This window comes from Streptomyces racemochromogenes (assembly GCF_039535215.1).
Classification (GTDB): Bacteria; Actinomycetota; Actinomycetes; order Streptomycetales; family Streptomycetaceae; genus Streptomyces; species Streptomyces racemochromogenes.
Genome location: NZ_BAAAWT010000001.1, coordinates 3,082,634 through 3,109,087, shown reverse-complemented (window position 1 = coordinate 3,109,087; position 26,454 = coordinate 3,082,634). Strand labels below are relative to the sequence as shown.

At 73.5% G+C, this 26,454-nt stretch carries 19 protein-coding genes; 10 read left to right on the top strand and 9 right to left on the bottom strand.

Annotation, left to right across the window (positions count from 1 at the left end):
- Positions 1-37 precede the first annotated feature (37 nt).
- Together ABD973_RS14210 and ABD973_RS14205 are read right to left on the bottom strand one after the other, a co-directional pair.
- The gene (locus ABD973_RS14210; RefSeq protein WP_345500248.1) at positions 38-1,375 is read right to left on the bottom strand and encodes an MFS transporter; all 1,338 of its coding nucleotides are present in this window, start codon (positions 1,373-1,375) and stop codon (positions 38-40) included.
- Positions 1,376-1,400: 25 nt separating this feature from the next.
- Positions 1,401-1,838 (bottom strand): MarR family winged helix-turn-helix transcriptional regulator, encoded by a 438-nt coding sequence (locus ABD973_RS14205; protein WP_125603236.1) that lies wholly within the window; start codon positions 1,836-1,838, stop codon positions 1,401-1,403.
- Positions 1,839-1,956: 118 nt separating this feature from the next.
- Here ABD973_RS14205 and ABD973_RS14200 point away from each other — a divergent pair, with 118 nt between their 5' ends.
- Positions 1,957-2,139: a hypothetical protein gene (locus ABD973_RS14200; RefSeq protein ID WP_007265601.1), complete on the top strand. Its 183-nt coding sequence runs from the start codon at positions 1,957-1,959 to the stop codon at positions 2,137-2,139.
- Here ABD973_RS14200 and ABD973_RS14195 read toward each other — a convergent pair.
- A complete protein-coding gene (locus tag ABD973_RS14195; RefSeq protein ID WP_345500247.1) occupies positions 2,132-3,559 on the bottom strand; it encodes an NCS2 family permease in 1,428 nt (475 codons plus the stop codon). The genes ABD973_RS14200 and ABD973_RS14195 overlap by 8 nt on opposite strands.
- Positions 3,560-3,698: 139 nt before the next feature.
- On the opposite strand from ABD973_RS14195, the gene ABD973_RS14190 reads away from it, so the two are divergent.
- A complete protein-coding gene (locus tag ABD973_RS14190; RefSeq protein WP_125821942.1) occupies positions 3,699-3,986 on the top strand; it encodes a DUF2530 domain-containing protein in 288 nt (95 codons plus the stop codon).
- 100 nt (positions 3,987-4,086) lie between these two features.
- Positions 4,087-6,543 (top strand): cation-translocating P-type ATPase, encoded by a 2,457-nt coding sequence (locus ABD973_RS14185; RefSeq protein ID WP_345500246.1) that lies wholly within the window; start codon positions 4,087-4,089, stop codon positions 6,541-6,543.
- Between the two features lie 3 nt (positions 6,544-6,546).
- Here the strand turns inward: ABD973_RS14185 and ABD973_RS14180 are convergent, their stop codons facing one another.
- The 4 genes from ABD973_RS14180 to serC all read right to left on the bottom strand — a co-directional run bounded on the left by ABD973_RS14180 (position 6,547) and on the right by serC (position 12,577).
- On the bottom strand, positions 6,547-9,624 hold the full coding sequence (locus tag ABD973_RS14180; RefSeq protein ID WP_345504582.1) for a sacsin N-terminal ATP-binding-like domain-containing protein: 3,078 nt from the start codon (positions 9,622-9,624) through the stop codon (positions 6,547-6,549).
- Positions 9,625-9,719: 95 nt separating this feature from the next.
- Complete coding sequence (locus ABD973_RS14175) at positions 9,720-10,364, bottom strand: class F sortase (protein WP_345500245.1); 645 nt, start codon at positions 10,362-10,364, stop codon at positions 9,720-9,722.
- Positions 10,357-11,136, bottom strand: coding sequence for a hypothetical protein (locus ABD973_RS14170; RefSeq protein WP_345500244.1), 780 nt, complete (start codon positions 11,134-11,136; stop codon positions 10,357-10,359). The genes ABD973_RS14175 and ABD973_RS14170 overlap by 8 nt, the downstream gene beginning before the upstream one ends.
- Positions 11,137-11,458: 322 nt before the next feature.
- On the bottom strand, positions 11,459-12,577 hold the full coding sequence (serC, locus tag ABD973_RS14165) for a phosphoserine transaminase (protein ID WP_345500243.1): 1,119 nt from the start codon (positions 12,575-12,577) through the stop codon (positions 11,459-11,461).
- Between serC and ABD973_RS14160 the strand changes: the two genes are divergently transcribed.
- From ABD973_RS14160 to nadE, 4 genes are all read left to right on the top strand, one after another.
- Positions 12,549-15,455: an FAD-binding and (Fe-S)-binding domain-containing protein gene (locus ABD973_RS14160; protein ID WP_345500242.1), complete on the top strand. Its 2,907-nt coding sequence runs from the start codon at positions 12,549-12,551 to the stop codon at positions 15,453-15,455. The genes serC and ABD973_RS14160 overlap by 29 nt on opposite strands.
- 47 nt (positions 15,456-15,502) lie before the next feature.
- Positions 15,503-16,480, top strand: coding sequence for an EamA family transporter (locus ABD973_RS14155; protein WP_345500241.1), 978 nt, complete (start codon positions 15,503-15,505; stop codon positions 16,478-16,480).
- A gap of 510 nt (positions 16,481-16,990) precedes the next feature.
- Complete coding sequence (locus ABD973_RS14150) at positions 16,991-17,704, top strand: hypothetical protein (protein ID WP_125821949.1); 714 nt, start codon at positions 16,991-16,993, stop codon at positions 17,702-17,704.
- 19 nt (positions 17,705-17,723) lie between these two features.
- On the top strand, positions 17,724-18,545 hold the full coding sequence (gene nadE, locus ABD973_RS14145) for an ammonia-dependent NAD(+) synthetase (RefSeq protein WP_345500240.1): 822 nt from the start codon (positions 17,724-17,726) through the stop codon (positions 18,543-18,545).
- Between the two features lie 513 nt (positions 18,546-19,058).
- Here nadE and ABD973_RS14140 read toward each other — a convergent pair.
- Both ABD973_RS14140 and ABD973_RS14135 read right to left on the bottom strand, forming a co-directional pair.
- Entirely contained in the window at positions 19,059-19,871 is an 813-nt protein-coding gene (locus tag ABD973_RS14140) for an alpha/beta fold hydrolase (RefSeq protein ID WP_125821951.1), read from the bottom strand.
- A 136-nt stretch (positions 19,872-20,007) separates the two neighbouring features.
- Positions 20,008-21,663: an alpha/beta fold hydrolase gene (locus tag ABD973_RS14135; protein WP_345500239.1), complete on the bottom strand. Its 1,656-nt coding sequence runs from the start codon at positions 21,661-21,663 to the stop codon at positions 20,008-20,010.
- A gap of 578 nt (positions 21,664-22,241) precedes the next feature.
- On the opposite strand from ABD973_RS14135, the gene ABD973_RS14130 reads away from it, so the two are divergent.
- The 3 genes from ABD973_RS14130 (at position 22,242) to ABD973_RS14120 (ending at position 26,454) form a co-directional block, all read left to right on the top strand.
- Entirely contained in the window at positions 22,242-23,027 is a 786-nt protein-coding gene (locus ABD973_RS14130) for a TIGR03084 family metal-binding protein (RefSeq protein ID WP_386382155.1), read from the top strand.
- Between the two features lie 68 nt (positions 23,028-23,095).
- Positions 23,096-24,859, top strand: a complete 1,764-nt coding sequence (locus tag ABD973_RS14125) for an acyclic terpene utilization AtuA family protein (RefSeq protein WP_386382158.1) — start codon at positions 23,096-23,098, stop codon at positions 24,857-24,859.
- Positions 24,856-26,454, top strand: a complete 1,599-nt coding sequence (locus ABD973_RS14120) for an acyl-CoA carboxylase subunit beta (RefSeq protein ID WP_345500236.1) — start codon at positions 24,856-24,858, stop codon at positions 26,452-26,454. The genes ABD973_RS14125 and ABD973_RS14120 overlap by 4 nt, the downstream gene beginning before the upstream one ends.

The following is a 26,454-nucleotide window of genomic DNA, read 5'->3' as shown; positions in this document are numbered from 1 at the left end:
GACCTCGCCCCGCAGGGAACCCCCGCCCGGCCAGGGTTTACGCGGCGGGGGCCAGTTCGCGGTGCGCCACGGCCGGGACGAAGACGACGCCGTGGCGGTTCAGGCGGAGCCGGAGGTTGCCCACGCGGGACAGGACCAGGCCGACCGCCACCGCCGCGGCGAGGGAGATCAGGCCGCCCGCGGCCATGCCGAGCCGCGCCCCGTACGTGTCCGTGATCCAGCCGACGAGCGGGGCACCGACCGGGGTGCCGCCGGTGAACACCATCATGAACAGGGCCATCACCCGCCCCCGCATCTCGGGGTCGGTGGCCATCTGGACGCTGGAGTTCGCCACGACGTTGACGGTCAGCCCGAACATCCCGATCGGCACCAGCAGCACCGCGAACAGCCAGAAGCCCGGCGCGAACGCGGTGACCAGCAGCAGGACCGAGAAGAGCGCCGCCGCCGTCACCAGCAGCCGCAGGCGGGAGTGTCCTCGGCGGGCCGCCAGCAGGGCGCCGGCCAGGGAGCCGGCCGCGATGAGCGTGTTGAACAGCCCGTAGGTGCCCGCGTCGCCGTGGAAGACGTCGTCGGTGAAGGCCGACAGCCAGATCGGGAAGTTGAACCCGAAGGTGCCGATGAAGCCCACCAGCACGATCGGCCAGACCAGCTCGGGCCGGCCCGCGACGTAGCGCAGGCCTTCGCGCAGCTGTCCCTTGGCGCGCGGCTGCGGGGTGACGGGGTGCAGTTCGCGCGTGCGCATCAGCAGGAGGCCCGCGATGGGCGCGGCGAAGGAGAGGCCGTTGAGCAGGAAGGCCCAGCCGGAGCCGACGGCGGTGATGAGCACGCCGGCGATCGCCGGGCCGACCAGCCGCGCGGACTGGAAGTTCGCGGAGTTCAGGCTGACGGCGTTGGCGAGCTGCGCGGGGCCGACCATCTCGGAGACGAACGTCTGCCGGGCCGGGTTGTCCACGACGGTGACCAGGCCGATCAGGAAGGCGGCGAGGTAGACGTGCCAGACCTGGACGTCGCCGGCCAGGGTCAGCGCGGCGAGTGCGATGCCGGTGAGGCCCATCGCGCTCTGGGTGGCGATCAGCAGCGGCCGCTTGGGCAGCCGGTCGGCGAGTACGCCTCCGTAGAGCCCGAAGAGCAGCATCGGCAGGAACTGCAGGGCGATGGTGACGCCGACGGCGGACGCGGAGCCGGTCAGGGAGAGGACCAGCCAGTCCTGCGCGATGCGCTGCATCCAGGTGCCCGTGTTCGAGACGACCTGGCCGGTGGCGAAGAGCCGGTAGTTCCGGATCTTCAGCGAGCTGAACATGGAGTTCCCGCTCGCGGTGGTGGTAGTGGTGGATGTATGGCCGGGTGCGGAGTCTGCTCCGGTTCCCGTACTCAAAAGCGTTCGCCTCCTGGCGTCGTTCCTACAGGTGGGCGAGCTTCTCCAGGACGGGTGCGGCCGCGCGGAGCTTGGCCCATTCGTCCTCGGTGAGCTCGGCCGCGAGCCCGGCCAGGAAGGCGTTGCGCTTGCGACGGCTCTCTTCGAGCATCGTCTCGGCCTCCTCGGTCTGGCGGACCACCTTCTGGCGGCGGTCCTCGGGGTGCGGCTCCAGCGTGACCAGTCCCTTGGCTTCCAGCAGCGCGACGATGCGGGTCATCGACGGGGGCTGGACGTGCTCGCGCCGGGCCAGCTCGCCGGGGGTGGCGTGGCCGCAGCGGGCGAGGGTGCCGAGCACCGACATCTCGGTCGGGCTGAGCGATTCGTCGACGCGCTGGTGCTTCAGGCGCCGGCCCAGCCGCATCACGGCGGAGCGCAGATCGTTCACGGCGGCGGCGTCGTCGCCATGGGAGAGGTCATGCATGTCTTTAGAATAACTCATTACTCTGTCTAAGGAAAAACGGTTTCGATCTCACTCGTACGGGTGAGTGCGCGGCGGAAAGTGACACGCGTGAGCGCCCTCTGGCCCGACTCTTTCGGGCATGGGGACACATGTGCTGAGCATGCGCATAGACGGGGAGCTGCTGGAGCGGCTCCGGCACCATGCCGCCAAACGCGGAATGAGCGTCCAGGACTATGTGGTCCGGACGCTCATTCGCGATGACTTCGACGAGCGGTTCAAGGCCGCCGTCGACGAGACGGAGAAGTTCTACGGGCTCACGTGAGGCCGAGGGCCGGCATCGCGTAGTAGAAGACGAAGACCGCGGAGACGGCGTACATGGCGGCCGGGACCTCGCGGCCCCGGCCCGTCGCCAGCCGCAGCACGGCGAAGGTGATGAAGCCGATGCCGATGCCGTTGGTGATCGAGTAGGTGAAGGGCATCATCACCATGGCCATGAAGGCCGGGACGGCGATGGTGAAGTCGCTCCAGTCGATGTCCCGGACCGAGCCCGCCAGGATCAGGAAGCCGACCGCGACGAGCGCGGGGGTGGCGGCCTGCGAGGGGACCATCGTGGCGAGCGGGGTCAGGAAGAGCGAGACGGTGAAGAGGGCGCCGGTCACCACGTTGGCCAGGCCCGTGCGGGCGCCCTCGCCGACGCCCGCCGTGGACTCCACGAAGCAGGTGGTGGCGGAGGACGAGGTGGCGCCGCCGGAGGCGACGGCCAGGCCGTCGATGAGCAGGACCCGGTTGATCCCGGGGAAGGTGCCGTCCGGCCTGGTCAGCTTGGCCTCGTCGCCGACGCCGAGGATGGTGCCCATCGCGTCGAAGAAGCAGGACAGCAGGACGGTGAAGACGAACAGGGCGCCGGTGAGGAAGCCGACCTTGCCGAAGCCGCCGAAGAGGCTGACCTGGCCGACGAGCCCGAAGTCCGGTGCGGCGACCGGGTTGCCGGGCCACTGCGGGACGGTCAGGCCCCAGGCGAGGTCCGGCAGGTCGGCGATGAGCTGCACGGCGACCGCGACGACGGTCATCACGACGATGGAGATCAGGATCGCGCCGGGCGTCTTGCGGATGAGCAGGGCGAGCGTGAGCAGCACGCCGACGACGAAGACGAGGACGGGCCAGCCGTGCAGGTGGCCGTCGCTGCCGAGCTGGAGCGGCACCGTGGTGTGGGCGGCGTCCGGGATGCGGGTGACGAAGCCGGAGTCGACCAGGCCGATCAGCATGATGAACAGGCCGATGCCGATCGCGATGCCCTTGCGCAGGCCCTGCGGGACGGCGTTCATGACGCGCTCGCGCAGGCCGGTGGCGACCAGCAGCATCACGACGAAGCCGGCGAGGACGACCATGCCCATGGCGTCGGGCCAGCTCATGCGCGGGGCCAGCTGGAGGGCCACGACGGTGTTGACGCCGAGGCCGGCGGCCAGGGCGATCGGGACGTTGCCGATGACCCCCATGAGGAGCGTGGAGAAGGCTGCCGTCAGGACGGTGGCGGTGACGAGCTGGCCGCCGTCGAGCTGGTGCCCGTACATGTCCTTCGCGCTGCCCAGGATGATCGGGTTCAGCACGATGATGTAGGCCATCGCGAAGAAGGTGGCGAAGCCGCCCCGGACCTCGCGGGCGACGGTCGAGCCGCGCTCGGAGATCTTGAAGTACCGGTCCAGGCCGGTGGTGGGGGCCGCGGCGGGTGCCGAGGTGCTCATGCGGTCCTCAAACGGGTCTATTGGGCGGTTCATACGAACGAATCCGGTCGTAGGCAAACCGTTTCAGTATGAACACATGAACGAAGGGCCGTCCATCTCCGCGCGTAGACCCGAAATCGGGCCACCTAGACTTGACCCCATGGCGAAGTGGACTGCGAAGCACGAGGCGCCCGAGCCCCTGGAGGGCCCGGTTGTCGCCACCATCACCGGCGGCACGATCCTCTGGTTCGCCATGTTCCTCGTCCAGCTGCCCTTCTACGGCTGGTTCGCCGACCGCGACCTGCTGTGGTGGGTGTGGACCTGCGCCGCCGGCGGCGGCCTCGGCCTGATCGGCATCTGGTACGTCCGCGGCCGCGACGCCGCCCTCAAGCGTCACGCCGCTGCCGCTGCCGCCCACGGGGAGCCGGGTCCCGCCGCACAGGACTGACCCGGGGCGGGCGACCTCGGGACGATTCGGGTCATCCTGAAGTCGGATCTTCCGACCGCTCGGCGGGTGAACCGTTCGAACCGCCCTTACCGTCGAAAACATGACGCAGCGGGCGAGGATCGACCAAGACGGGCCGGAACGGGCCGGCGGCGCCGCCATCGACGCGGGCGCCGAGCTCGACCCGGTACACCCGGTGAACCCCCCCGCCCCCCGCTTCAAGCCGGCCGGCCTCAGCACCGCCGAGGTCGCCGAACGCGTCGCGCGCGGCGACGTCAACGACGTCCCCGTCCGCTCCTCCCGCTCCACCGCCGACATCGTCCGGGCCAACGTCTTCACCCGCTTCAACGCCATCATCGGCGTCCTCTGGGTGATCATGCTGATCGTCGCGCCCATCCAGGACAGCCTCTTCGGCTTCGTGATCATCGCGAACACCGGCATCGGCATCATCCAGGAACTCCGCGCCAAGAAGACCCTCGACGGCCTCGCCGTCATCGGCGAGGCCAAACCCGGCGTCCGCCGCGACGGCACCACCGCCGAGGTCTCCACCTCCGAGATCGTCCTCGACGACGTCATCGAACTCGGACCCGGCGACAAGGTCGTCGTCGACGGCCTCGTCGGCGAGGCCGACGGACTGGAGATCGACGAGTCCCTCCTCACCGGCGAAGCCGACCCCGTCCTGAAGAAGCCCGGCGACCAGGTCATGTCCGGCTCCTTCGTCGTCGCCGGCGGCGGCGCCTTCACCGCCACCAAGGTCGGCCGCGAGGCCTACGCCGCCCAGCTCGCCGAAGAGGCCTCCCGCTTCACCCTCGTCCACTCCGAGCTGCGCTCCGGCATCTCCACCATCCTCAAGTACGTCACCTGGATGATGATCCCGACCTCCATCGGCCTGATCATCAGCCAGCTCGTCGTGAAGGAATCCAACCTCAAGGACTCCATCGCCCGCACCGTCGGCGGCATCGTCCCGATGATCCCCGAGGGACTTGTCCTCCTCACCTCCGTCGCCTTCGCCATCGGAGTCATCCGGCTCGGCCGCAAACAGTGCCTCGTCCAGGAACTCCCCGCCATCGAGGGCCTCGCCCGCGTCGACGTCGTCTGCCTCGACAAGACCGGCACCCTCACCGAAGGCGGCATGGACGTCACCGAGCTGCGCCCGCTCGGCGGAGCGGAGACCGCCTACGTCGAGAAGGTCCTCGGCGCCCTCGGCGAATCCGACCCCCGGCCCAACGCCAGCCTCCAGGCCATCATCGACGCCTACCCCGACAGCACCGAGTGGCGCTGCACCGAATCCCTGCCCTTCTCCTCCGCCCGCAAGTACAGCGGCGCCAGCTTCAGCGAGGGCGACGGCGAGAACAACACCTGGCTGCTCGGCGCCCCCGACGTGCTCCTCCCCGCCGGCGACCCCGCCCTCGACGAGATCAACGGCCTCAACGAACAAGGCCTACGGGTCCTCCTGCTGGCCCGCTCCGCCCGCGAACTCGACGACCCCGCCGTCGCCACCGGCGTACGCCCCACCGCCCTCGTCGTCCTCGAACAGCGGCTGCGCCCCGACGCCGCCGACACCCTGCGCTACTTCGACGAGCAGAACGTCAAGGCCAAGGTCATCTCCGGCGACAACGCCGTCTCCGTCGGCGCCGTCGCCGGCAAGCTCGGCCTGCCCGGCGCGCACCACACCGTCGACGCCCGCGAGCTGCCCGCCGAGCGCGCCGAGATGGCCCAGGTCCTCGACGGGAACTCCGTCTTCGGCCGCGTCACCCCCCAGCAGAAGCGGGACATGGTCGGCGCCCTCCAGTCCAACGGCCACACCGTCGCCATGACCGGCGACGGCGTCAACGACGTCCTCGCCCTCAAGGACGCCGACATCGGCGTCAGCATGGGCTCCGGCTCCGAGGCGACGAGGGCCGTCGCCCAGATCGTGCTGCTCAACAACAGCTTCGCCACCCTCCCGTCGGTGGTCGCCGAGGGCCGCCGGGTCATCGGCAACATCACCCGCGTCGCGACCCTCTTCCTCACCAAGACGGTCTACTCGGTGCTGCTGGCCGTCCTGGTGGTGTGCGCGCAGGTCGAATACCCCTTCCTGCCGCGCCACCTCACCCTGCTGTCCACCCTCACCATCGGCATCCCGGCCTTCTTCCTGGCGCTCGCCCCCAACAAGGAACGCGCCAGGCCGCACTTCGTGAAACGGGTGATGCGCTACGCGATCCCCGGCGGCACCATCGCGGCCGTCGCCACCTTCGTCACCTACCTGATCGCCCGCGCCCACTACAGCGGACCCGACTCCCTCAAGGCCGAGACCAGCGCCGCCACCCTCACCCTGTTCCTGACCTCCATGTGGGTCCTCGCGATCATCGCCCGCCCCTACACGTGGTGGCGCGTCGCCCTGGTCGGCGCGATGGGCGCCGCCTTCCTCGTCGTCCTCGTCGTGCCCTGGCTCCAGGACTTCTTCCAGCTCAAGCTGGAGGGCGTGACCATGCCGTGGATCGCGGTCGCCATCGCGGCGGCAGCCTCCGCCGCGATCGAGTTCACCTTCCGGTGGGTGGACCGCCGCTTCCCCGCCTAGCGGTCAGTCGAACCAGCGGTCCCGGGCCAGTTCCGCCGTCCGTGACGGGTCCTCCAGCAGGGCCGCCACCTCGAAGCGGCGCGGCCACTGCGACGCCGACCAGGCCAGACCCGCCGCCACGCCCTCCAGGGTCGCCGCGTGCAGCACCCCGTCCGGGGTGAGCCGCCAGTCCAGCTCCGTGCCGCCCGCCACCAGCTCCTCGTGCTCCACGTACGTCGCCGGGGTCGTCGGGCCCAGCAGGATCCGCACCGACTCCGGGACCTCGTGCTCCTCGCCCGGCGTCGTCACCTCCGCCGGGACCGTCTCCGACAGGCGGCGCACCTGGAACAGGTCCGCCAGGTCCCCCGCACGGGACGGGGAGACCGGCAGCAGGGGCAGGCCCGCCGTCAGCGGGAGCAGGTCGGGGGCGTCCGCGACGACCGCGTCGGCCGCGTCCACCACGACCACCTCGCCGTCCACCACCGCCCGCAGCTCGTCCGGCAGCGTCACCTGCTCCGGGTCCAGGTCGGCCAGCGCCCCGTACAGGCCGTGCAGCTGGTGCCCGGTGACCTCCCGGTCCGGGTCGGCGAGGCGGGACAGGAGCTCGGCCGCGCCGCCGGGCTCCTCCAGCAGGGCGCGCACGGACGTGCGTACGCCCAGGGCCCGCAGCACCTGCTCGTCCTCAAAGCCCGTCGCGTCCGCCGGGGTGTACAGGCCCGCCAGCAGCGGGTCGCCGCCCGCCGCCCGCAGACCGGCCGGGCGGCGACCGTCCAGCACCGGGTGGTCGCGCAGCCACCAGGCGGTGTACGAGCGCACCGACCGCGTGGTGCCGTCCGGCAGCAGGATCCGCACCGGCTGGGTCAGGGCGTCGCGCAGCGGCGGCTGCGCCAGCATCGCCAGCGCCTGCGGCCAGCGGTCGTCGTCGACGAGGTCCAGGTCCCGCACGGCGATCAGCTCGGTGGCCACCGGCGGCACCGGGGTGTCGGGGAACTGGTCGAGCAGGTCCTCGCACCACACGTCGACGGCGTCCAGCAGGCCGGCGTCGTCGGGCTCGGCGAAGTCACCCTCGCGGGGCTCCAGTTCGTCCGGGTCGAGGACCACGTCGGTGGCGCGGACCAGCTGGAAGGCGGTCAGCACCCCGCACGCGGCCAGCGTGTCCGCGTCCCAGCGGGCGGCGAACTCGGCGTCCAGGTACGGGACCTCGTCCTCGCGCAGCACCGACGCCAGCGGGCTCCCGGCGAGCAGCAGCTCCCCGGCCGGGGCGAGTTCCCCGTCCTCGTCGGGCAGGGCCAGCGCGCCCAGCCAGGGCTCCTCGCCCGGGGCCAGGCCGGCCGCGCGGACCAGGTACAGGACGGTGTCGGCGAGCTCCTCCGGGTCCGGCGCGTCCTCGTCCCAGACCTCGCCGGCGTCCAGGGAGGCGGCCACGGCGGCACGGACCTGCGGGGTCGTCAGGACGGCGCGCGCGGTGGCGGGGAGCGCGCCCAGCTTCTCCAGCAGCGGGTGCGCGGCGTCCGGGTGGGCCACCTTCAGGCCGAGGCGGGCCAGATCGGCGGGGGTGTCGGGGCCGGGCAGCAGGACGTGGCGCGGGCCGATGGTGGTGCGGCCGTCGGCGAGCGGCACGGGCAGGCCCGAGAGCCGGTCGGGGTCCACCCCGGCCAGGGTGTCGTAGAGGCGGTGCCACCACTGCGGGGTGCGCTCGATGCCGGCGATCCGCTCGATGGCCTCGCCGAGCGGCAGCCGGCCCACGCCCAGGGTGCGCAGCTCGGGGCGGCGTTCCAGCCCGGCGGGCAGCAGCGTCGGGAGGACCTCCGCGAGGACGCGTACGGTGTCGGCGCCGGCGCCCTCCACGACCTCGGCCTCGAAGGGCCGCAGCGACGGGAGTTCCTCCGTGGGCGCGGCCGGGGCGAGGAACGCGGTGCGGGGCAGCCGCTGGAGGACGGCGGCGCGCAGGGCGCCGTCGAGCGGGCTCCCGCCGAGCGGGCCGGGCACGAGGTCGACCAGGGCGGTGCTCACCGGCTCCCAGGAGCCCAGGAGTTCGGCGTAGGCGTCGGCGGCGCGCTCGACGAGGAAGTCGGTCAGCGGTCCGGGCGCCGGGTGGCGGCGGGTGGTGTCCAGCGGCAGGGAGGCGATGAGCAGGGCGGGGACGCCGAGGGGCTCGTCGGTGGGGGTCGGGGCGTGCACGACGGGCGCGGTGCGGGGGCGTACGGGGGCGCCGTCGGGGTCGACGGGGGCGGCCCAGGTGACCGTCCAGTCGGGCCGCAGCCGTTCCTCGACGGGCCGGTCGGCGAGGAGGGCGGGGTCGATGGGGCCGGTGTGGCGTACGGTGCGCCAGCGGTGGGTGCCGGAGGCGGAGTCCTCGATGACGGTGTACGGGCCGTCCATGCGCCGGAACAGGACGCGGTGTCCGGAGGAGGGGGTTTCGATGACGACCTCGCGCAGCCCGGGCAGGGTCAGCAGCAGGGCGTCGTCGATGCCGGCCAGCAGGCGTTCGGCGAGGTCCTCGGCGGCGGCGTCGCGCAGCGGGAGGACGACGACGGTGTCGTAGCCCTCGGGGGCGGTGCCCTCGGCGGGCAGCGGCAGCCGCAGCAGCGGTACGTGGCCGTCGCGGCGGCGGAGTTCGTCCCCGAGGCCGGGGCTGAAGGCCGCGGCCTCGCGGGCCAGCTCGCGTGCCTCGGCGAGGGACCAGCGGACGCCGCCGTGGCGGCCGAGCACCGCCGGCTCGTCGGAGACGGCCAGCACGGCGGCGAAGCCGACGCCGAAGCGGCCCACGGAGCCCTGGTCGTTCTCCCGCTTGGCAGAGGCGCGCAGGGTGCTCAGCGACTCGACGCCCGTCGCGTCCAGCGGGGCCCCGGTGTTGGCGGCGGCCAGCACGGCGGGGCCGTCGGGTCCGGCGGGGTGCAGGGTCAGGCGCAGCCGGCCGGGGACCTTGGCGCGGGCGGCGGCGTCGGCGGCGTTCTGGGCCAGCTCGACGACGAGCCGGTCCCGGTAGCCGCCGAGCGCGAGGTCCTCCTCGGCGTTGGCGTCCTCGCGGAACCGGGCCGGGCCCGCGCCCCACGCGTCGAGCACCGCCCTCCGCAGCCGGGCGGTGCTGAAGGGGTCCATGCCGCTCCCGGCCGCCGTCACTCGCACGTTCACGCCGCATGCCTCCACGCTGTACCGCGTACTCCTCTGGAGTGCTGAAGGTATCGCGTCGTGGGCTACGCCTTGCCCGTGAGGTGGGCGAACACGACGACGTTGGAGTCCCAGTGGCGGTCGGCGGTGAGGTCGCCGCCGCAGGTGATCAGGCGGAGTTCGGCCTTGCCGTGGGTGTCGCCGTAGACCTTGCCGGTGGGGAAGGCGTCCTTCTTGAAGGTGTCGACGGAGTCGACGGTGAAGACGGCGGTGGTGCCGTCGGTGCGGTGGACCTCGATCTGCTGGCCCTTCCGCAGGGTCTTGAGGTTGTGGAAGACGGCCTCGGGGGCCTGCGGGGTGTCCATGTGCCCGACGATCGCGGCCGCGCCGGCCTCGCCGGGGGTGGGGCCCTGCTCGTACCAGGCGGCGTCGTCCGGTCTGGCGAAGTCCGGTTCCCGCATGACGCCCTGGGCGTCGAGGCCGACGGCGTCGAGCGGGGCGTCGACCCCGATGCCGGGGATCTCGATCCGGTCGGGGACGGACGGGGGCAGGACGGAGGCCGCCGTCCGGGGTGTGGGGGTTCTCGGGGTGGTCCCGTGCGCCGCGGCGCCGACCGAGCAGCCGGTGGCCAGGGCCAGGGCCAGGGCCAGGGCGAGGGCCGGGGCCCCCGCCAGGGCGGCGGCGCGGCGTGCGCGGCCGCCCTGGCAGCGGGAGGGGGCGGTCTCAGGCATCGGCGGGGGCCTGGCCGGTGTTCACGGAGCCCTTGGGAGTCTTGTGCTCGGAGGGCTTCAGCGGGAGCGGCTTCACGTCCGGGTTGCCCTTGGCCTCGACGGAGAACTTGGCGGTGTCGAACTTCTCGCCGCCCGCGAAGGCGTCGACCCCGTAGTAGCCGGTCCTGACGTCCTTGGCGACGGTCGCGGTGCCGGTGAAGGTGCCGTGGCCGTCGTTCTTCAGGTCGACGCGGCCGCCGGCGAAGGCGCCGGACTTCACGTGGGCGTCCTTGGCGGTGGTCTTCACGGTGACGGTGACCTTGTCGCCGGGCCGGCCGAAGTCGGTGGAGAGGCGGAGCGTGGAGGGGGCCGGGGTGGGCGGCTTCGGGGCGTCGCCCTTCTTCACGGTGAGCCGGGTGCTCGCCTGGAGCTTGGTGCCGTCGGGGGCGCTGCCGGTGAGGGAGACGCCGTAGGAGCCGTCCTTGACGTCGGCGACCTTGGCGGTGGCGCTCCAGCCGCCGGCCTTGCCCGGGGTGAGCGGGACGCCGCCGAGGGCGGCGGAGGAGACGGCGAGGTTCTGGGAGCCGGCCGGGGCGGTCACGGTGACGCTGATGGCGTCGCCGGGCTTCACGGGCGAGGTGGGCACCTCCACGCGGGCGGAGGCGGCGGGGTGCGTGCTCGCGGTGGGGGAGGGGGCGGTGGTGGGGGTGCCGGCGGCGAAGGCGGTGGTGGCGCCGCCGAGGGCCAGGGACGTGGTGAGGGCTACGGCGGTGAGGGTGAGGGCCTTGCGCATGGGTTCCTCCTGTACGGAACGGGCTGTACGGAACGGGCCGGCCGGGGGTCGTTCCCGGCACACCGGACAAGAGGGGCATTCGGGGTGTTCGGTTTCCGGCGCGGGCCGGTGCCCGGAGGGGCGGGCCGAAGGTCCCGCGGGGTGGACGTGCAGGTGGGAGCGGGGTGATGGGCGTCCGTTTACTGGGTTTTTGCCCCGAATTTCGGGACGAAAGTCCCGGCGCGGGGGACAGCCCGGAACGCGGAAGCCCCCGGCGCCGGGACGGCGTCGGGGGCTCCACAGGTACGGGCGGTGTGACGGGCGGGGCCCGTCAGCCGTCAGGTCAGAGCTGCTCGATCACGTAGTCGATGCAGGCCGTCAGCGCCTGCACGTCCGCCGGGTCGATCGCCGGGAACATCGCGATGCGCAGCTGGTTGCGGCCCAGCTTGCGGTACGGCTCGGTGTCCACGATGCCGTTGGCGCGCAGCACCTTCGCCACCGCCGCCGCGTCGATGTCGTCCGAGAAGTCGATCGTGCCGATGACGGCGGAGCGCTTCTCGGCGTCCTGCACGAACGGGCTCGCGTACTTCGACGCCTCGGCCCAGCCGTACAGGTTCCGCGCGCTGGCCGCCGTACGGCCCGTCGTGAACTCCAGACCGCCCTGCGAGTTCATCCACTCCAGCTGCTGGTCCAGCAGGAAGAGGGTGGACAGCGCCGGGGTGTTGTACGTCTGGTTCTTCAGGGAGTTGTCGATCGCCGTCGGCAGCGAGAAGAACTCCGGGATGTGCCGGCCCGACGCGTGCACGCGCGCGGCCCGCTCCAGGGCGGCCGGGGAGAACGTCGCCAGCCACAGCCCGCCGTCCGAGGCGAAGGACTTCTGCGGGGCGAAGTAGTAGACGTCCGTCTCGGTGATGTCCACCGGGAGGCCGCCCGCGCCCGACGTCGCGTCCACCAGGACGAGCGACCCGGCGTCCGCGCCCGCGACGCGCTTCACCGGCGCCGCGACACCCGTCGAGGTCTCGTTGTGCGTGTACGCGTACACGTCCACGCCCGACTCGGCGACCGGCTCCGGGTGCGTGCCCGGCTCCGAGGAGATCACCGTCGGCTCGTCCAGCCACGGCGCGAGCTTCGCCGCCTTGGCGAACTTCGACGAGAACTCGCCGAACGTCAGGTGCTGGGACTTCCGCTCGATCAGACCGGCGGTCGCGACGTCCCAGAAGGCGGTCGAGCCGCCGTTGCCCAGGATCACCTCGTAACCCTCGGGCAGGGAGAAGAGGTCCCGGAGGCCCTGGCGCACCGAGCCGACCAGGTTCTTGACCGGGGCCTGGCGGTGGGAGGTGCCGAGCAGGGAGGTACCGGTGGCGGCGAGGGCGTCCAGCGCCTCGGTCCGCACCTTGGAGGGGCCCGCGCCGAAGCGACCGTCGGCGGGCTTGATGTCAGCGGGAATCTGGATCTCAGCCACGAGCGGAGCGTATCGGGTCCCGGACCGGGCGTCGGAGGCGCGTCCACCCGGTGAGACGCCCCGCACCGGTGGGAAGGTGGGCGCCGTGACGTCGACCGGGGAACTCCAGCGGACATTGCGGGCAGAGCTGCGCGGGGAGGTGGACTTCGGCGCCGCCGCACGGGCCCTCGCCACCATGGACGCCTCGAACTACCGACGGGTACCCGTCGGGGTCGTCGCCCCGCGCGACACCGAGGACGTGGCCGCCGCCCTGCGGATCTGCGCCGACGCCGGCGTGCCCGTCGTACCGCGCGGCGGCGCCACCTCCATCGCCGGACAGGCCACCGGCACCGGCGTCGTGCTCGACCTCACCCGGCACATGAACGCCCTCGTGTCCCTCGACCCGGCGGCCCGGACGGCCGTCGTCCAGCCCGGGCTCGTCCTCGACCGGCTGCGCGACGCGGGCCGCCCCCACGGCCTCACCTTCGGCCCCGACCCCTCCACCCACTCCCGCTGCACCCTCGGCGGGATGATCGGCAACAACGCGTGCGGCGCCCACTCCGTCGCCTGGGGCACCACCGCCGACAACGTCGAGGAGCTGACGGTGGTCCGCTACGGAGGCGCCCCCCACCGGATCGGCACGGGCTGGGCCGGCGCGCCCGCCGGACTGCGGGAACTCGTCGACACCCACCTCGCCGTGCTCCGCACCGGCCTCGCCGCCGGATCATTCTCCCGCCGCATCTCCGGCTACGGCGGCCTCCACGCCCTCCTCCCCGAACACGGAACCCGGCTCGCGAGGGCCTTCTGCGGCAGCGAAGGCACCCTCGGCGTGGTCACCGAAGCAGTGGTGCGCCTCGTCGAGCAGCCTCCCGCACCGGTCCTCGCGGTACTCGGATACCCCGACGAGAGCGCCGCCGCGGACGCCGCCGCCGGACTCCTCGGACACGGGCCGCTCACCGTCGAGGGCATGGCCGAGGACCTCGTGCGCGGCGCCCGCGGCCTCCCCCGCGGCAGGGCCTGGCTCTTCGTGGAGATGCCCGACGAGGACGCCGGACGGCGCCTGCTGCGCGACGCAGACGCGCTCGACGCGGCCCTCCTCACGGACCCGGCCGCGCAGCGCGCCCTCTGGCGGATCCGCGAGGACGCGGCCGGCACCGCCACCCGCGCCCCCTCCGGCGCGATGGCCTGGCCCGGATGGGAGGACTGCGCCGTCCCGCCCGCCCGGCTCGGCGCCTACCTGCGGGAGTTCCGGGCCCTGCTGGCACGGCACGGGCTGCACGGAACCCCGTACGGGCACTTCGGGGAGGGCTGCGTCCACGTCCGGATCGACTTCGACCTTGTCTCGGCGGCGGGCCGGGCCCGCTTCCGGGCCTTCTCGGAGGAACTGGCCGGCCTGGTCGTCGCCCACGGCGGCTCCCTGTCCGGGGAGCACGGCGACGGACAGGCCCGCGCGGAACTCCTGCCGCGCATGTACGGGCCACGGGTCATGGAGCTGTTCGGGGCGTACAAGGACGTGTGGGACCCGGCGGGCGGCATGAACCCCGGCATCCTGGTCCGCCCGGCCCGGCTGGACGAGAACCTCCGGTTCGCCGTGGCGGCGAACGGTTCCGCGCTGGGGGAGGAGGTGGTGCGGTGCGTCGGCGTCGCCAAGTGCCGCGGCACCGACACCGGCGGCCCGGGCGTGATGTGCCCGTCGTACCGGGCCACCGGCGAGGAGCGGCACTCCACGCGCGGCCGGGCCCGGCTGCTGCACGAGATGCTGGCCGGGGAGGTCATCACCGGCGGCTGGCGCTCCCCGGAGGTCGCCGAGGCCCTCGACCTCTGCCTCGGCTGCAAGGGCTGCCGCGGCGACTGCCCGGTCGGCGTGGACGTCGCCGCGTACAAGGCGGAGTTCCTGCACCGCCACTGGTCCGGCCGCCTCCGGCCGCTCTCGCACTACACCCTGGGCGGCCTCCCCACCTGGCTCCGGCTGATCGCCGCACTGCGCGCGGCCGGCGCCGTCAACGCCGCCGGACGCGTCCTGCGGATCCCGGGGCTGGCCCGCGAGCGGAGCCTGCCGGCGGTGGCGGGGGTGCCGTTCACGCGGTGGTGGGGGGCGCGGCCCGGCACGGCCGCGGGCGGGGCGGGCGGTGCGGGCGGGGGCGGGGTGGACGTGGCGGGGGCCGCGGTGGACGTGACCCTGTGGCCCGACACCTTCACCGAGTACTTCACCCCCGAGGCCGGCCGGGCCGCCGTCCGGGTGCTCACGGCGGCCGGCCTCGGCGTCACCGTCCCCGCCGGGGGCCGGGTGTGCTGCGGGCTGACCTACGTCTCCACCGGCCGGCTGGACCGCGCCCGCGCGGTGCTCCGGCGCACCCTGGACACCCTCGACACGACGGGGGCGGTACGGGGACCCGTGCTGGTCCTCGAACCCAGCTGCGCGGCGGCCCTGCGCACCGACCTCCCGGCCCTCCTCCCCGACGACCCCCGCGCCCACCGCCTCGCCGCGGCCGTCCGCACCTTCGCGGAGACCCTGGAGGAGCACGCCCCCCACTGGACCCCGCCCCGCCTGGACCGGCCCGTCGCCGGGCAGACCCACTGCCACCAGCACGCCGTCCTCGGCGACGCCGCCGACCGGCGGCTGCGCGCACGCGCCGGGCTGACGGGGGAGCTCAGCGGCGGCTGCTGCGGCCTCGCGGGCAACTTCGGCTTCGAGCCGGGCCACCACGCCGTCTCGGTGGCGTGCGCCGAGGAACAGCTGCTGCCGTCGCTGCGCACGGCCGCGCCCGACGCCGCGGTGCTGGCGGACGGGTTCTCGTGCCGCACCCAGATCGCGCAGCTGGGCGGGCGGCGGGCGCGGCACCTGGCGGAGCTCCTGGCGGAGGGGCTGCTGCCGGGGGTGCCGGGGGAGGGGCTGTAAGGCAGGACACTCGCTGATGGGTCTTACGCACCCCTTAGGCTGGATTCATGCCCGCACCATCCTCTTCGTCCCCGAAGACCGCCGCCACGGCTTCCGCTCCGCCCTCCGGTCCGGTTTCCGCTTCGGTTTCCGGTCCGGTTTCCGGTCCGGTTTCCGGTCCCGCCCGGGCCTCCCGGCTCGGGCCGGTCGCGCTGGTGGTCTCGGCCGGGGTGTCGGTGCAGTTCGGGGCCGCCCTCGCGGTGATGGTCATGCCCAGGGTGGGCGCGGCGGGCGTCGTAACGCTGCGGCTCGCGGCCGCCGCGCTGGTGCTGCTCGTCCTGTGCCGGCCCAAGGTGCGCGGCTACGGGCGTTCCGACTGGGGGACGGTGATCGCCTTCGGCGTCGCCATGGCCGGCATGAACGGCCTCTTCTACCAGGCCATCGACCGCATCCCGCTCGGCCCCGCCGTCACCCTGGAGGTGCTCGGCCCGCTCGCCCTGTCCGTGATCGTCTCGCGCCGCCTGGTGAACCTGCTGTGGGCCGCCCTGGCCCTGGCCGGCGTCGCCCTGCTGGCCGGCCACGGCGGAGGAGGCCTCGGCGGCCTCGACCCGCTCGGCGCCGGCTTCGCGGTGGGCGCGGGCGCGATGTGGGCGGCGTACATCGTCTTCAGCGCCCGTACCGGCCGCCGTTTCCCGCAGGCGGACGGCTTGGCCCTGGCGATGGCAGTGGCCGCGGTCATCTCGCTCCCGCTGGGCGTGGCGGAGGCCGGCTCCGACCTCCTCACCCCGAGCACGCTGGCACTGGGCCTCGGCGTCGCGGTGCTGTCGTCGGTGCTCCCCTACACGCTGGAGCTCCTCGCCCTGCGCCGCCTCCCGGCCCCGACCTTCGCGATCCTGATGAGCCTGGAACCGGCCATCGCGGCGACCGCGGGCTTCCTGGTCCTGAGCCAGGCGATGTCACCGCTGGACGCGCTCGCGATCGCCCTGGTGATCACGGCCAGCATGGGGGCGGTCCGGTCGCAGAGGGAGCCGAGGGAAGCCGGCTGAGGGGGTCCCCCGGGGCGGTCTCAGAGCGGGTTGGGGGCTTCCCGTCAGTCCCATCGTCCTTCCGGTTCGGGCCGGTCCCTCAAGGGCGCTCCTTCGTCGCGTCACTTCGTGATCGCCTTCGGCGACCCTTGACCGACCGCCCCGAACCGGAAAGCCGAAAGACTGCCGGGAAACCCCCAAAGAAACGGGACGGACGATCCTGGAGGGAGGCCTCCCTCAGCGCTGAGGCGAGGGGCCGGGCGCCGGCCCGCCCGACATACGGCTCCCTATGTCCGTGATTCCGGACCAGGGGCGCGACCACCCGCACGAGAGGTTGATCCAGGCGACCTGGGAGTCCGGCAGGCGCAACAGATCGCTACGCGCTCCTCTCGTCTCAGCGTCCGACGACCGTCCCGGGCTGATACCCGCACCAAAGGACGAACAGATCGACCTAGGCATCCGACTGGCGCGACAGATCGCTACGCGCTCCTCACATCTCAGCGTCCGTCGGCCGTCCCCCATCATGAGGACGTGCTGCATGTACTCGATTCCCCTGGCGGACTGACCGACAGGGCACGGCGATTCCTGTCCGCGCGGGCCCGCACCGTTCCGTTCCCGACCATCGAGAACCCGGGCGACGCGGAGGTCGCCGAGCGGCTCGCCCGCTTTCCTGGGGTGGACAAGGACGTGGTCCTTGCCGGTCTCCGCCGTGCGCAGGCCCGTTACGGCGGGCTGGTCTACCGGACTTCGGCGTGGTCGTTCGAGGAGGAGATCCGGTTCGAGCCGTGGCCCTTCTACAAGGCGAGCGCGGAACACGGTCCGCTGGGGCAGTTCATCGGTCACGGGGTGGCGCACCCGTACTCCGTGACGCTCCGAGGTGACGGCGCGGTGGTGTACCGGTTCGGCCGGGACGTGGCGGTGTTCCCGGACGTGGACGCCCTCATCGAGGCGGACGCCCTGTACTGGGAGTGCGAGAGCTGGATCCCCGTGGTCGAGCCGAAGCCCGGGCAGTCTCCGGTCGGGGTGTGGGAGGCGGCGTCCCGGCTGCCCCTGATCGGGGAGGGCCATACGGAGTGGTGGTGGGAGTCCGACGGCTTCCGGGTGCACCTGTGGCGGACGTTCGCGGAGCTCTTCGACCAGGAGCGTTTGGTGAAGTGGGGAGTCTGGGCGCGGGACGAGGCAGGGGTGCGGGCCGCCCGACGGTTCCTCGCGGGCCTTCCCGTTAGGGTGGACGGCACATCGTGAACCGGAACAAGGAGCAGACGTGAGCGGCATCGCCCTGCAGCAGGAGATCGCCCGGGAACTCCAGGTCGCCGAGACCTTCGAGGCCGAGCGGGAGATCGAGCGCCGGGTGGCCTTCCTCACCGAGCGGCTGACCTCCACGGGTCTGCGGTCCCTCGTCCTGGGCATCAGCGGCGGTGTCGACTCGACCACCTCGGGCCGGCTCTGCCAGCTCGCCGTCGAGCGGGCCCGCGAGGCGGGGCACGAGGCGCGGTTCTACGCGATGCGGCTGCCCTACGGCGTCCAGGCCGACGAGCACGACGCGCAGCTCGCGCTCTCCTTCATCCAGGCCGACCACGTCCTGACCGTGGACATCAAGCCCGCCAGTGACGCGGCGCTCGACGCCTCGGTGGCTGCCGGGGTGACCTTCCGCGACGCGGCCCACCAGGACTTCGTGCACGGCAACATCAAGGCCCGCCAGCGCATGATCGCCCAGTACGCGGTGGCCGGCGCGCACGCGGGCCTGGTGGTCGGCACCGACCACGCCGCCGAGGCCATCTCCGGGTTCTTCACCAAGTTCGGTGACGGCGCGGCGGACCTGGTCCCGCTGACCGGCCTGACCAAGCGCCGGGTGCGCGCCATCGCCGACGCCCTGGGCGCCCCCGCCGAGCTGGTGTGGAAGACCCCGACGGCCGACCTGGAGACCCTCGACCCGGGCAAGGCCGACGAGGACGCCCTCGGCGTCACCTACGACGACATCGACGACTTCCTCGAAGGCAAGCCGGTGGACGCGCGCGCCTACGAGACGATCGTCAACCGCTACCGCCTCACGGAGCACAAGCGCCAGCTCCCCATCGCCCCCTGAACACCAGCCCAGGACGGCCGCCATCCGCCAATCCGGCAGGAGCGCGGAGCGATCTGTCGCGCCTGTCGGATGCCTAGGTGGATCTGTTCGTCCTTTGGTGCGGGTATCAGCCCGGGACGGTCGTCGGACGCTGAGATTCGAGGAGCGCGTAGCGATCTGTCGCGCTTGGGGGCTTCCCAGGTCGGTCTGATCAACCTCTCGTGCGGGTAGCCGCGCACCCGGCCCCGCATCCCGGCTCTTGAGGACCCGGATGCCCGGCGGGCCGGCGCCCGGCTCCTCGTCTGATCCCTGAGACGGCCGTCCCCCCACCATGGACCGTGCCGTTTCTTCGGGGGTTTCCCGGCAGTCTTTCGGCTTTCCGGTTCGGGTCGGTCGGTCAAGGGTCGCCGAAGGCGATCACGAAGTGACGCGACGAAGGAGCGCCCTTGAGGGACCGGCCCGAACCGGAAGGACGATGGGACTGACGGGAAGCCCCCGACCTTCTCCGAGACCGCCCCGCCGGCACCCCGCCCCTCACACCCCGTCGAGGAACCGGCCCACCTTCGCCGCGAAGGCTTCGGGCTCGGCGGTGTAGACGAAGTGGTCGGTGTCGAGTTCCGTCAGGGTGGTGCCGGGGCGGCGTTCCGTCATGGCGCGGGCCTGGTCGGCCGGGATGACGCCCCGGGTGCCGCGTACGAGCAGTGCCGGGCAGGTGGAGGCCGTCCAGTCGGCCCAGTGGTCGCCGTGGACGTGGTGTTCGGAGTCGTGCATCTCCCGGGGGTGGAAGGGCAGGCGCCAGCTGCCGTCGGCGTTCTCCCGGAGCCGGTCGGAGAAGTACGGCGCGGCCGGGCCGAGGCCCGCGACCAGCGCCTCGCGGGTCGGGGCCTCGTACGGGAGCTGCAGCAGGAACGCCAGGGGGTTGGAGCCGTCCAGCCCGAGCGCGGCCGGGCCCTCGGCGTTGACGAGGGCGCTCACGCGCTCGGGGTGGCGCGCGGTGAACTGGTAGGCGTTGATGGCGCCGAGGGAGTGGCCGAGCAGGACGACGCGCTCCAGCCCCAGGTGGTCCAGGAGGGCGCCGACGTCGGAGAGGTATCCCTCCCGCGTGTAGTCGGCGGCGCGGTCGGACTCGCCCTGGCCGCGCTGGTCCGGGGCGATCACCCGCCACTCGGGGCCGAGAGTGCGGGCGAGGCCGGCGAACGTGGCGCCCTCGGACAGGTGGCCGTGCAGGGCGACCAGTGGGCGGCCGGTGCCGCCGAAGTCGAGGTAGGACAACCGGCGGCCGTCGATGGTGAGTTCGGACCGGGTGGGGGCGGCGGGGGTGAGGGCGGTGGTGTCGTTCGCGGTCATGGTGTTCTTCCCTTCGCGGTGCGGTCGCACCTTGACGTGAAGAACCATAACCAGAATCCATACAGACGTTCAATACAGCTGTATGGAACAGTCGTATGAATTCTGGTTTCTGGATTTCTGGTCTCTGGGGCCGCCCTCAGCCCACCGGTACCTCCAGGTACGACGGCGTCGGCTCCGGCGAGGTGAACGCCAGCGTTGCGCGCGGCAGGTTGGCGTCCCCGTAGAGGGGGTCGCGGGCGGCCGCCACCAGCAGGAGCCGGTGGCCGCGCGGGACGTCGTACGCCGCGGCCTGGAGGTCGATGTCCGCGCCGATCAGGCTGTCCGGCGGGGAGTGCAGGTCGCTGAACGGTGCGTGCGTGATCAGCCGGGCCGAGCCGTCCGGGGCCAGGTCCAGGAGGTACGCGACGATGGTGGAGCCGGAGTTCGCGGCGCGGTACGTCACCCGCAGGCGGGGGACGCCCCGTACGCGGAGGGTCTCCTCGGCGGGGTCCCCGGCCCAGGCGGCGGTGACGGCCGCGGCCGCGGCGGCGCCGATCTCGCCGCCCGGGTAAGGCTTCGGGAGGCCGGCCATCTCCGCGTACCCGCACCGCACCACCGCTTCGGCCGCGGCGGCCGGGGTGTCCACCCCGCACAGCACGCCCGCCGTCCAGCCGTGCTCGGGCTCCCCGCCGAGCCCCCCGAACCCGTCCGTCGGCGCCCCGCCCGTCAGGTACAGCCGGCGGACGCCGCCGCCCGGGGCGGGGAGGGCGGCGGAGGGTTCCAGGGCGCGGCTCCACATCACCTCGGAGCGCACCTCCCCCTCCTCCTCCACCCCGTTGTCGGCCCCGCACAGGTGGTGGTCGAGCCAGCGGTGCGCGTCCGTCCACACCGGGCTCGGCAGCCCCAGCAGCCCCGCGCTCTCGGGGCCGCCGTGGTCGCCGACGGACAGGTCGAGCCGCTTGGGGCCGGTGAGTTCGCCGAACAGCCCCAGCGTCTGGTTGGCGGGGAAGAGCGTCTCGTGCCAGGCGTGCGCGAGGAAGACCGCCACCTGCCTGCGGTTGAACTCCTTGACGTGCGCGGACGGAGAGCGCTGCTGCGCCCACCGCAGGGCGCCTTCGGCGTCCCGGCCTGCGAGGACGTCCTCCAGGGCGCGCTCGGTCTCCGGGCCGAGCCGGGCCCGTCCGGCCGACGCCAGCAGGGCCTGTACGGCGGCGGCGCGGCGGGTGGAGTTCTCGTACAGGACCTCGCCGAGGTCGCCCCACGCGCTGAGCGCCGCCACCGCGTCGACGCGGGGGTCGTGCGCGGCGACGAGCAGGCCGATGCCGGCGCCGTAGGAGACGCCGAGGAAGCCGATCCTGGTGACCGGGCCGGCGGCGCGTTCCAGGAGGTGGTCCAGGGCCCTTCTGCCGTCGGCGACGTCCAGCGGGCCGGCGAAGTCGGCCTGGCCGTCAGAGCGGCCGAACCCGCGGACGGTGTAGGCGAGTACGTCGTAGCCGCGGGTCGCGAGCGCGGCGGCGCGGACGGCGTACGCGGTCCAGCCCAGGGCCGTCCACGGCGAGGGCATCACGACGACCGCGCGCGGCGCGGGTCCGGTGTGCCGCCAGAGCGCGGCGTCGAGGAGGTCCCCGCAGGCGCCGGTCACCTTGCCCCGGCTGAAGGCGGCCGCGGCCCGGGCGGCCCGTACGTCCGCGGCGCGCGCGGGGGGCAGGCCGGCGGGGTCTCCGCTCTCCAGGGCGGTGGCGAAGGCGGTGAGGGCGGTGGCGTCGAGTTCGGGATAGAGGGAGTGGGGCGCGGCTGGGGCAGCGGGGTTCACGGCGGACCGTCCTCGTCGTCGAGTGGCGTGGCGGGCGCGTGGAGGGAGGCGGTGCGGGGCCGGCGGCGGGGGTCGGCGCCGGGGTGTGTGCGGGGCGGTGGCCGCCCGGCGCGGCGGCGGCGCGGGCGGGGAGCACCCAGTATCGGCGCACGCGGGGCGCGTGCAGGGCGCGTTCCCGGCGTACGGCCGGAACCGCCCCTGATCGTCTCCGGGGTGTCGGGGGGCGTTGCGGGCCCGCCCTGGGCCGGGCCTTGCGTGATGGCCTGTTCGGATCAAGTGGGCTTCAGGGGAGCGGAATTGGGTGGAGTGGCGGGATCCGGACGCGGCTCGAGAAAATAATGCAAGCACGCTTGATTGTTTTAGCGGAGGCTGCCAGGCTTCCCCCCACGCCGAGAGGGGAGCACGCCGTGCCCGATCCGTCCGCCGAAGACCGGTCCGCCACCGCCACCGCGGCAACCGCCACCGCAGTCACCGCCACCGCAGTCACCGCGACCGCAGTCACGGCCGCCGACGTCTTCGCCGGCCTCCTCGCCGACCTCCGCGAGGAGGGGCGCGAACTCCACTCGCTCGTCGCGCAGTTGCCGGAGCCGGCCTGGGCGTGGTCGACGCCCGCGCCCGGCTGGAGCGTCGCCCACCAGATCGCCCACCTGCACTGGACCGACCGGGCCGCGCTGCTCGCCCTCACCGACGCGGAGGGCTTCGCGCGGATGGTGGAGGAGGCGTTGAAGGCCCCCGGGTCGTTCGTCGACGAAGGCGCGGAGGAGGGTGCCGCGCTGGAGCCCGCGGAACTGCTCGTCCGGTGGCGCGAGGGCCGGGCCGCGCTCGACGAGGCGCTCGCTGCGGCCTCGCCCGACGCCCGGTTCCCCTGGTACGGGCCGCCCATGAAGGCCGCGTCGATGGCGAGTGCCCGGCTCATGGAGACCTGGGCGCACGGCCAGGACGTGGCCGACGCGCTCGGCGTGCCGCGCACCCCCACGGCCCGGCTGCGGCACGTCGCGCGGATCGGGGTCCGGGCGCGCGACTACGCGTACGCGGTACGGGGACTGCCGGTGCCGGAGGGGGAGTTCCGGGTGGAGCTGACCGCTCCGGACGGGACCGGGGTGTGGGCGTACGGGCCGGCGGACGCCCCGCAGCGGATCACCGGGCCGGCGCTGGACTTCTGCTTGCTGGTCACGCAGCGCGCCCACCGCGCCGACCTCGCCCTCACCGCGACCGGGCCCGACGCCGACCGCTGGCTCGACATCGCCCAGGCCTTCGCCGGCCCGGCGGGCCAGGGCCGCGACCCGCGGGGCAGCACCCCGCATGCCGCCGACCCGCATGCCGCCGACCCGCTGGCCGCCGACCCCCTGGGCGGCGGGCGGTGACGCGGCGGGCGCTGCGCGTCGGGAACGCGTCGGGCTTCTACGGGGACCGGTTCGACGCCGTGCGCGAGATGCTGACGGGCGGCCCGCTGGACGTGCTGACCGGCGACTACCTCGCCGAGCTCACCATGCTGATCCTGGGCCGGGACCGCCTGAAGAACCCGGACCTCGGCTACGCGAAGACCTTCCTGAAGCAGCTGGAGGAGGGCCTCGGGCTGGCGCACGACCGGGGCGTGCGGATCGTGACGAACGCCGGCGGGCTGAACCCGGCCGGGCTGGCGGCGGCGGTGCGGGCGCTGGCCGCGAAGGTGGGGGTGCCCGTCTCCGTCGCGCACGTCGAGGGCGACGACCTGATGCCGTACGGGCAGGACGCGCTCACCGCCAACGCCTACCTGGGCGGCGCCGGGATCACCGCCTGCCTGCGGGCCGGAGCGGACGTGGTGGTGACCGGCCGGGTCACGGACGCCGCGCTGGTCAGCGGGCCGGCCGCCTGGTGGTTCGACTGGGGCCCGCAGGACTACGACCGGCTGGCGGGCGCGGTGGTCGCGGGCCACGTCCTGGAGTGCGGCACGCAGGCCACCGGCGGCAACTACTCCTTCTTCACGCGGTACGACGTCTCCCGGCCGGGCTTCCCGCTGGCCGAGATAGCGGAGGACGGATCCTCGGTCATCACCAAGCACTCCGGCACCGGCGGGGCCGTGACGGTCGGCACGGTCACCGCCCAACTCCTCTACGAGACCCAGGGCGTGCGCTACCTGGGCCCCGACGTGACGGCCCGCCTGGACACGGTCCGGTTGTCCGCGGCGGACACGGACAGGGTGGCGATCTCCGGCGTCCGGGGCGAGGCCCCGCCCGGCACCCTCAAGGCGGGCGTGACCCGGATCGGCGGCTGGCGCAACGAGGTGGTCTTCGTCCTGACCGGCCTGGACGTCGAGGCGAAGGCGGCCCTGGTGCGCGCGCAACTGGCCGGGCTCCTGGCCGGGGTGTCCAGCGCCGAGTGGACGCTGGCCCGTACGGACCACGAGGACGCGGAGACGCAGGAGGCGGCGAGCGCGCTGCTGCGGCTGGTGGTCCGCGATCCGTCGCCCGACCGAGTGGGACGGCCCCTGACCTCCGCGGCCATCGAACTGGCCCTGGCCAGCTACCCGGGCTTCCACGTCACGGCCCCGCCGGCCGCCGCACAGCCGTACGGCGTCTTCACCGCGACCGCCGTGGCGACGGATGCGGTCCCCCACACGGCGGTCCTGCCGGACGGCACCCGCCTGCCGGTGCCCGCCGCGCGGAGCCAGGCCCCCGCCGCGCGGAGCCAGGCCCCCGCCGCGCCCCTTCCCGACACCGGGGCGGGCGACCCCGGACAGCGCGAACCCGCCCCGCCCGGGGCTCCCCCCGGCCAAGGTCCGGGCCCCGCGGGGCCCCCGCCGCCGGCCACCGCGGCGCATCGGGCGGGGGCCACCCGCAGGGTGGCGCTGGGCAGGATCCTCGGGGCTCGCAGCGGCGACAAGGGCGGGGACGCCAACGTCGGGGTGTGGGCCGAGAGCGGCCCGGCCTGGGAGTGGGCTCGGGAGGCCCTCACCGTCGAAGCCTTCAAGGCGCTGCTCCCGGAGACGGCCCCCCTGGAGGTAACCCGCCACGAGCTGCCGAACCTGCGCGCCCTGAACTTCACCGTCACCGGCCTCCTCGGCGACGGCGTCGCCTCCGGGCACCGCTTCGACCCGCAGGCCAAGGCCCTCGGCGAATGGCTGCGCGCCCGCCACCTCGACGTCCCGGCCCACCTCCTCCCCCGCGGTGGCGGAGGTCCCGACAGCCCGACACCCGCTCCTGAGGGGACCCGATGACCCGCCTCGGAACCACCGTCGACCCGCACGCCGCCGAGCACGCGCGGGCCCGTACCGCCGCCCTGGAGCGGCTCGCGGAGCTCGACGCCGAACACGCCAAGGCCCTCGCCGGCGGCGGGGAGAAGTACACCGCCCGGCACCGCGACCGCGGCAAGCTGCTGCCGCGCGAGCGGATCGAGCTGCTCCTCGACCCCGACACCCCCTTCCTGGAGCTGTCCCCGCTGGCCGCCTGGGGCAGCGACTATCCGGTTGGCGCCTCGATGGTCACCGGCATCGGCACCGTCGAGGGCGTCGAGTGCCTGATCACCGCCAACGACCCCACGGTCCGGGGCGGCGCCAGCAACCCGTGGACGCTGAAGAAGGCGCTGCGGGCCAACGAGATCGCCCTGCGGAACCGGCTGCCGTGCGTCAGCCTGGTCGAGTCCGGCGGCGCGGACCTGCCCTCCCAGAAGGAGATCTTCATCCCGGGCGGGGCGGTCTTCCGCGACCTGACCCGGCTCTCCGCCGCCGGCATCCCGACCGTCGCCGTCGTCTTCGGCAACTCCACCGCCGGCGGGGCGTACATCCCGGGGATGTCCGACCACACCGTCATGATCAAGGACCGTTCCAAGGTGTTCCTCGGCGGTCCGCCCCTGGTCAAGATGGCCACCGGCGAGGAGAGCGACGACGAGTCCCTCGGCGGCGCCGACATGCACGCCCGCGTCTCCGGCCTCGCCGACCACTACGCCCTCGACGAGTACGACGCCATCCGCCAGGCCCGCCGCATCGTGGCCCGGCTCAACCACCGCAAGCCGTACGCCGAGCCGCCCCGGGCCGAGGAGCCGCTGTACGACCCGGAGGAACTCCTCGGGATCGTCCCGCCCGACCTCAAGACCCCCTTCGACCCGCGCGAGGTCATCGCCCGCATCGTCGACGCCTCCGACTTCGACGAGTTCAAGCCCCTCTACGGCACCAGCCTCGTCACCGGCTGGGCCGCCCTGCACGGCTACCCGGTCGGCATCCTCGCCAACGCGCAGGGCGTGCTGTTCAGCGCCGAGTCGCAGAAGGCCGCCCAGTTCATCCAGCTCGCCAACCAGCGCGACATCCCGCTCCTCTTCCTCCACAACACGACCGGTTACATGGTGGGCAAGGAGTACGAGCAGGGCGGCATCGTCAAACACGGCTCGATGATGATCAACGCGGTGTCCAACTCCCGTGTCCCGCACCTGTCCGTCCTCATCGGCGCGAGCTACGGCGCCGGCCACTACGGCATGTGCGGACGCGCCTACGAACCCCGGTTCCTCTTCGCCTGGCCCAGTGCCAAGTCCGCCGTCATGGGCCCCCAGCAGCTCGCCGGGGTGCTGTCGATCGTCTCCCGCCAGTCCGCCGCCGCCCGGGGACTGCCCTACGACGAGGAACAGGACGCCGGGATGCGGGCCTTCGTGGAGGCCCAGATCGAGTCCGAGTCCCTGCCCCTCTTCCTCTCCGGGCGGCTGTACGACGACGGCGTCATCGACCCCCGCGACACCCGTACCGTCCTCGGCCTGTGCCTCTCGGCCGTCCACAACGCCCCCGTCGAGGGCGCCCGCGGCGGCTTCGGCGTCTTCCGGATGTGA